Origin of the sequence: Streptomyces sp. BR123 (assembly GCF_013401435.1) — a bacterium.
Lineage (GTDB): Bacteria > Actinomycetota > Actinomycetes > Streptomycetales > Streptomycetaceae > Streptomyces.
Window position 1 is genome coordinate 1 of record NZ_JACBGN010000399.1, and the last position, 5,530, is coordinate 5,530.

Sequence of the window (5,530 nt, forward strand, 5' to 3'; positions counted from 1 at the left end):
GTCGGGGCCTGGCCCCTGGGCGGCGGGGTCAGTCGGCGGGAGCGCCGCCCAGGGGCCAGGCCCCGACGACCTCGTAGCGGGGCCGCTCGCCGGGCGCCCCGCCCGCCGGCAGGTTGCTGCGGACCAGGCTGAGCTCCGTGACCTGCCAGGACGTGCCCTCGAAGTCGGCTAGGGCGTCCAGGTACGGGCGCATCGGGGTGGTGCCGTAACCGCGGGCCAGGGTGAGGTGGGCGGTGTACCGGCGGTGCTGCTCCATCGGCACGCCCGCCCGGCGGGCCGCCGCGTCGGCCCTCTCGGCCAGCAGCCGCATCGTGTCGATCCCGCCGGCGGCGCCGGTCCACAGGGTGCGGTTGCCGAAATGGCCGACGCCGTGGAGGCGGAGCGGGAACGGATCCGTGCGGTGCGCGGCGCGGGCCAGGCGGGCGTGGAGGTCCGGGAGGACCTCGTCGCGGACCTCTCCCATGAAAGCGAGGGTGAAGTGCCAGGCCGGCTCCGCGGTCCAGCGCAGGCGGCGGTCGCGGAGGGGGTCCACGGCCCGGCGGAGTTCTTCCAGGGCCGTGCGCGGTGGGATGACGGCGGCGAAGATCCTCATGTCCCGAGCGTAGACACACCCCCGCCGCCCCGGTACACCCCGCGCCGGGGTTCCGCCGCATCGCGCAGTTCCCCGCGCCCTCGGTGGCCCTGCCCGGTCGGGGTGGCCGCCGGGCGGGGGCTCGGGAGCCCCGGCCTCACCGCCCGGCGGTCGGGGACGCGCCGCTTCACAGGGGCGCGGGGAACTGCGCGAACAGCCGCCGGCCGCCCGCCGCCGGCCGGTGCCGGCCCGGCGCCCGGGGTCCGGGGTCAGGCCCGGGGTCCGGGGTCAGGTGCCCGGGTCAGGCGTCGGCGACGGGGATGGGGGTCGGCGGGGTCGGGTCCGCCGGCGGCGCCGGGGTCATCGTGGACAGGAGCTGGCGGGCCAGGCCGAGGCCGGCGCCGCCCATCGTCAGGGCCTTCGTGAACATCTCCGACATGCCCTCGGCCCCGTTCAGCAGGACCATGTGGTCCACCTTCTCGAACGCTCCGGCGCCCGCCCGTACGATCGCCGGCCAGTTCTCGGCGAGCTGCTGGGCGACGACGGCCTCCTGGTTCTCCGCCAGCGCGGCGGCCCGCGCCTTGATCCCCTCGGCCTCGGCGAGGCCCTTCGCCCGGGCCGACGCGGCCTCGGCGAGGCCCTTCGCCTCCGTCGCAGCGGCCTCCGCCTCGCCCGTGACCCGGGTCGCCTTCGCCGCCGCCATGCCCCGCGCCTCGGTCGCTGCCGCGTCCGCCTTGGCCGCGGTCGTCACCCGCGTGGCCTCCGCGGCCGCCGCCAGCTCGGTCTCCCGCGCCTGCGCCTGGGCCGCGGAGATGCGCGCGTCGCGTTCCGCCTCGGCGCGGGTCCGCATCTCGTACGCCGCCGCATCGGCCGGCTTGCGGACGTCGGCCTGGAGCTGCTGCTCGCGCCGGTACGCCTCCAGCTCCGCGACCCGGGTCTCCTGGACGACGACCTCCTGCCGGGCGGCCGCCTCCGACAGCGGGCCCGCCTGCCGGGCGGTGGCGGCGGCCTTGTCCCGTTCGGCCTGGTAGCCGGCCTGCAGGATCTCGCTGTCGCGGGTGGCCTCGGCCATCCGCGCGGACGCGGTCTGCTCGGCTTCGGTCGCGAGCCGGTTCGCCTCGGCCTGGGCGATGCGCGCGTCCCGCTGGACGGCGGCGGCGTGCGGCATGGCCAGGTTCTTGATGTAGCCGGTCGGGTCCTCGATCTCGTGGATCTGCAGCGAGTCGACGATCAGGCCGAGCTTCTCCATCTCCGTTCCGCAGGCGGCCCGGGTCTGACCCGTCAGCTTCTCCCGGTCGCGGATCATGTCCTCGACCGTCAACCCGCCGACGATGGCGCGCAGATGGCCGGCGAAGACGATGTGGACCCGCTCCGGCATGATCTTCTGCTGGTCCAGGAAGCGGCGTGCGGCGTTGGCGATGGACACCAGGTCGTCGCCGATCTTGAAGATCACCACGCCTTTCACCCGCAGCGGGATGCCCTGGTGGGTGACGCAGTCCACGGACAGCTGCGTCTCGTTCAGGTCCAGCGACAGCTTCCGCACCGCCTGGACGCCGGGAACGACCAGCGTTCCGCGCCCGGTGACGATCCGGAACCCCATGCCGTCGCCGAGGCCTTCGGTCTTGTGCGCCGAACCGGAGATGACCAGCGCCTCGTTGGGTTCGGCCACCCGCCACATGAGCTTGAACAGGCCGATCAGGGCAAGGACAGCAGCGAGAGCGATTCCTGCAATGACGCCGATGTGCATCGGCAACTCCCCCCTTGGCACAGTGCCGTTCGGCACTGACGAGGGTGCGAGTGTGCGCCCGCGTCGGCTCGGGCAGAAGAGGTCTGCACGCTGTTGTCGCCGTCTTGGTACGGAGTCGCAAAGGGCCGTGCCGCCCTGTTGCCGGCTCAGTTTCCGTATGCCGCCATCACGTACACGGTGCGCGGCGGCTGGTACTCGACCACCGTGACCATCGTGCCGACGGGCAGCCGGCGCGTCCCCGGTGCCGGGTACGCGAGGAAGTGCTCGGCACCGCCCCGGATGCGCACGATGACCTCGCCCACCAGGCCGGGCCCGACCGTACCGGTGACGCGGCCTTCGCGCCCGACCATGCCGCGTTCCTCGTCCCCCGCCATGCTGCCCACGATGTCCCCCATGCGGCGAGGGTACGCCGTGGGGGCCGGTGCGCCAGAGGGGCTGCTGCGGGCGCCCCCGGAGGCGGGGGTTTACGAGTGTCCGAGGTCGGCGGCCGGGAGGTCGGTCGGCGGCACGGAGCCGGTGTCGGGGGCGGGGCGCAGCGGGAACTCGTCCGCGGCCATGGAGTCGAGGACGGGCGGTGCGGGCCGCAGCGGCTTCGGCATGACCGCGGCCTCGGAGTGGCCGCCGCAGCCGTACGAGAGGGAGACCAGGTGGCCGTCGGCGGGGCCGAACTCGTTGGCGCAGATGCCGAAGGCCTGGCCGAGGGAGCCGCCGATCGCGATGAGGAAGCCGCAGGAGACGCAGGAGGCGGGCGCGGCCTGCGCCATCGGGGTCTTGGCACCGTACCCCTCGTCCCAGCGGTCGGCGGCGGTGTGGAGGCCGTAGCGGGACAGGACGCGGGCGCGCCGCATGCCGAGTTCCTCGGCGACGGCGGCGATCGAGCCGCGGGCGGGGACGACGGTGCGGCGGTCGGTGACGTCGGCGTCCTCGGCCTCGACGAGCTCGGCCATCTCGTGGGAGACGGGGGAGTTCGGCGGCGGGGCGTCCTCGCCGGAGTAGCCGGGCTCCAGCCGCAGGTCGTCGGCGTCGGTGGGCAGCAGGTCGCCGGGGCCGAGGTCGCCGGGGCGCAGCCGCTCGCTCCAGGGCACCCACTCGGGGGCGAGGAGGGCGTCGGAGCCGGGCAGGAGCACCGTTTCGTCGAGGGTGACGTTCTTCGCCCGGGAGGCGCGGGTGACGGTGACGGCCCACCGCCAGCCCCGGTACCCGAGATCGGTGCACTCGAAGAAGTGCGTGACGACCCGGTCGCCCTCCGCGATCACGGCCACGTGCTCGCCCACGACTCCGGGCGCGGCAAGCTCCTCGGCCGCCTCGCGGGCGAGGTCCACCGCCTCGGCGCACAGGCGGTCGGGGGTACGGCTTCGCGTCGTCGCAGCACTCACAGGTCTCGTTCTCTCCTACGCCGTCTCACGAGTGCGCCGTCCGTACTGTCGTCCACAACGACCCGTCGGTCCTGTCCGTACGTGGCGCGAGCGGAGCGGACCTGAGGGCCGCGTCGACGTCCGCGCCCGATCGGCCTCGGGCACACCCACCTGCAATCCATTCTGCGGGATCGCGAGGAGGCGCGCGGCCAAGAGCAACCGCCGGTGGCGCGCTACGCACGCTACCTCCTCCGACGCCCGTCGCCCACATGCAAGGTCCGATTCGCGGACAACCCTGCGACGCGACCGTAACCGGAACGCGGTTCCGGGCTCCTGCCACGGCCGGCCCGGCCGCGGTTCCGGAGCGCGCCGGGAAGGGACCGCGGCAGGCGTGTGGGGCACTATGTCGAGTGTGGCACCCGCACGGTCGTCGCGTGACGGCTCGGGACCGGCCAAACGGGCCGGCCGGGCGATCGGGCGTGCCCTGCACCTTCCCGTCACCGGTACGGCGCGCGGCATCCGGCGGGCGACGCACGCGCACGGGGCGGGCGAGTCGGGCCTCGGCAAGCTGATCGAACTGCACGCCGTCAACGGCGCCGGCGACGTGATGATCACCGTGGCGCTGGCGTCCACCGTGTTCTTCTCGGTCCCCACGGACGAGGCACGCGGCAGGGTCGCCCTCTACCTGGCCATCACCATGGCCCCGTTCGCCGTGCTGGCGCCGGTGATCGGTCCGCTGCTGGACCGGCTGCCGCACGGGCGGCGCGCCGCGATGGCCGCCGCGATGCTGGCGCGGGCGGCGCTCGCGCTGCTGATGTCGGGCGCGGTCGCCACGGGCGGCATCGAGCTGTATCCGGAGGCGCTGGGCGTGCTGGTGGCGTCCAAGGCGTACGGGGTGGTGCGCAGCGCGGTGGTGCCGCGGCTCCTGCCGCCGGCGTTCTCCTTGGTGAAGGCCAACTCGCGGGTCACGCTGGCGGGACTGCTCGCGACGGGCGCGGCGGCGCCGGTCGCGGCCGGGCTGAACACGATCGGACCGCAGTGGCCGCTGTACGGGGCCTGCGTGATCTTCCTCGGGGGTGCGTTCGCGGCGTTCACGCTGCCGCACAAGGTGGACGAGGCCAAGGGCGAGCGGCGGGCCCGGCTGTCCACGCACGAGCCGCACTCGAAGCGGCCGGGGCTGCGCACGGTCAGCCGGTCCGTGCTGTGCGGCCTGCTGGCCAACGCGGCCATGCGCGGCCTGTCCGGGTTCCTGATCTTCTTCCTGGCGTTCCTGCTGCGCGAGCAGCCGCTCGCGGGGCAGAGCGCGGCCGTGTCGCTGGGCATCGTCGGCGTCTGCGCGGGCCTCGGGAACGCAAGCGGAACGGCGGTGGGCGCGTGGTTGAAGGCGCGCGCCCCCGAGGGCATCGTCGCCGCCGTGCTCTCGCTGACCCTCGGGGTCGCGATCCTCGCCGCGGTGTTCTTCAGCGGGCTGATGGTGGCGGTGCTGGGGGCCACGGCCGGGTTCTGCCAGGCGCTGGCGAAGCTGTCGCTGGACGCGATGATCCAGCGGGACGTGCCGGAGGCGGTGCGGACCTCGGCGTTCGCCCGGTCGGAGACGCTGCTGCAGATGGCGTGGGTGCTGGGCGGCGGCATCGGCATCGTGCTGCCGCTGAACGGGGCGCTGGGGATGACAGTGGCCGCCGCGATCGTCGCCGCGGGCACCGCGATGGCCGTACGCGGCCTGCTGTCGGCCCCCCGCCACCACCACACCGGCACCCCCCGTCCCCGCGTGGCCTGACGGCTGCCCGACGGGGCCGCGGCCCGGCGAGGGCCGGGGGCCGCACCCACGAGGCCGGACGGAGCCGGGCGGGGCCGGGC

5 protein-coding genes are annotated in these 5,530 nt (G+C 74.9%); 1 reads left to right on the forward strand and 4 read right to left on the reverse strand.

What is annotated here, in order from left to right:
* Positions 1–28 precede the first annotated feature (28 nt).
* The 4 genes from thpR to HYE82_RS33640 form a co-directional block, all read right to left on the reverse strand.
* Complete coding sequence (gene thpR, locus HYE82_RS33625) at positions 29–592, reverse strand: RNA 2',3'-cyclic phosphodiesterase (RefSeq protein ID WP_179178008.1); 564 nt, start codon at positions 590–592, stop codon at positions 29–31.
* A gap of 280 nt (positions 593–872) precedes the next feature.
* Positions 873–2,324 carry a flotillin family protein gene (locus HYE82_RS33630; RefSeq protein ID WP_179178009.1) on the reverse strand — a complete coding sequence of 484 codons (1,452 nt, stop codon included), beginning with the start codon at positions 2,322–2,324 and terminating at the stop codon, positions 873–875.
* 140 nt (positions 2,325–2,464) lie between these two features.
* On the reverse strand, positions 2,465–2,713 hold the full coding sequence (locus HYE82_RS33635; protein ID WP_256988048.1) for a hypothetical protein: 249 nt from the start codon (positions 2,711–2,713) through the stop codon (positions 2,465–2,467).
* Positions 2,714–2,782: 69 nt separating this feature from the next.
* Positions 2,783–3,694: a DUF3027 domain-containing protein gene (locus HYE82_RS33640; protein WP_179178010.1), complete on the reverse strand. Its 912-nt coding sequence runs from the start codon at positions 3,692–3,694 to the stop codon at positions 2,783–2,785.
* A gap of 382 nt (positions 3,695–4,076) precedes the next feature.
* Here HYE82_RS33640 and HYE82_RS33645 point away from each other — a divergent pair, with 382 nt between their 5' ends.
* Positions 4,077–5,450, forward strand: coding sequence for an MFS transporter (locus HYE82_RS33645; protein ID WP_179178011.1), 1,374 nt, complete (start codon positions 4,077–4,079; stop codon positions 5,448–5,450).
* Positions 5,451–5,530 lie beyond the last annotated feature (80 nt).

Bases quoted from the DNA above. Each gene is read 5' to 3' on its own strand.
- thpR (WP_179178008.1), bottom strand. From the start codon at position 592: ATGAGGATCTTCGCCGCCGTCATCCCACCGCGCACGGCCCTGGAAGAA.
- HYE82_RS33635 (WP_256988048.1), bottom strand. From the start codon at position 2,713: ATGGGGGACATCGTGGGCAGCATGGCGGGGGACGAGGAACGCGGCATG.
- HYE82_RS33645 (WP_179178011.1), top strand. From the start codon at position 4,077: ATGTCGAGTGTGGCACCCGCACGGTCGTCGCGTGACGGCTCGGGACCG.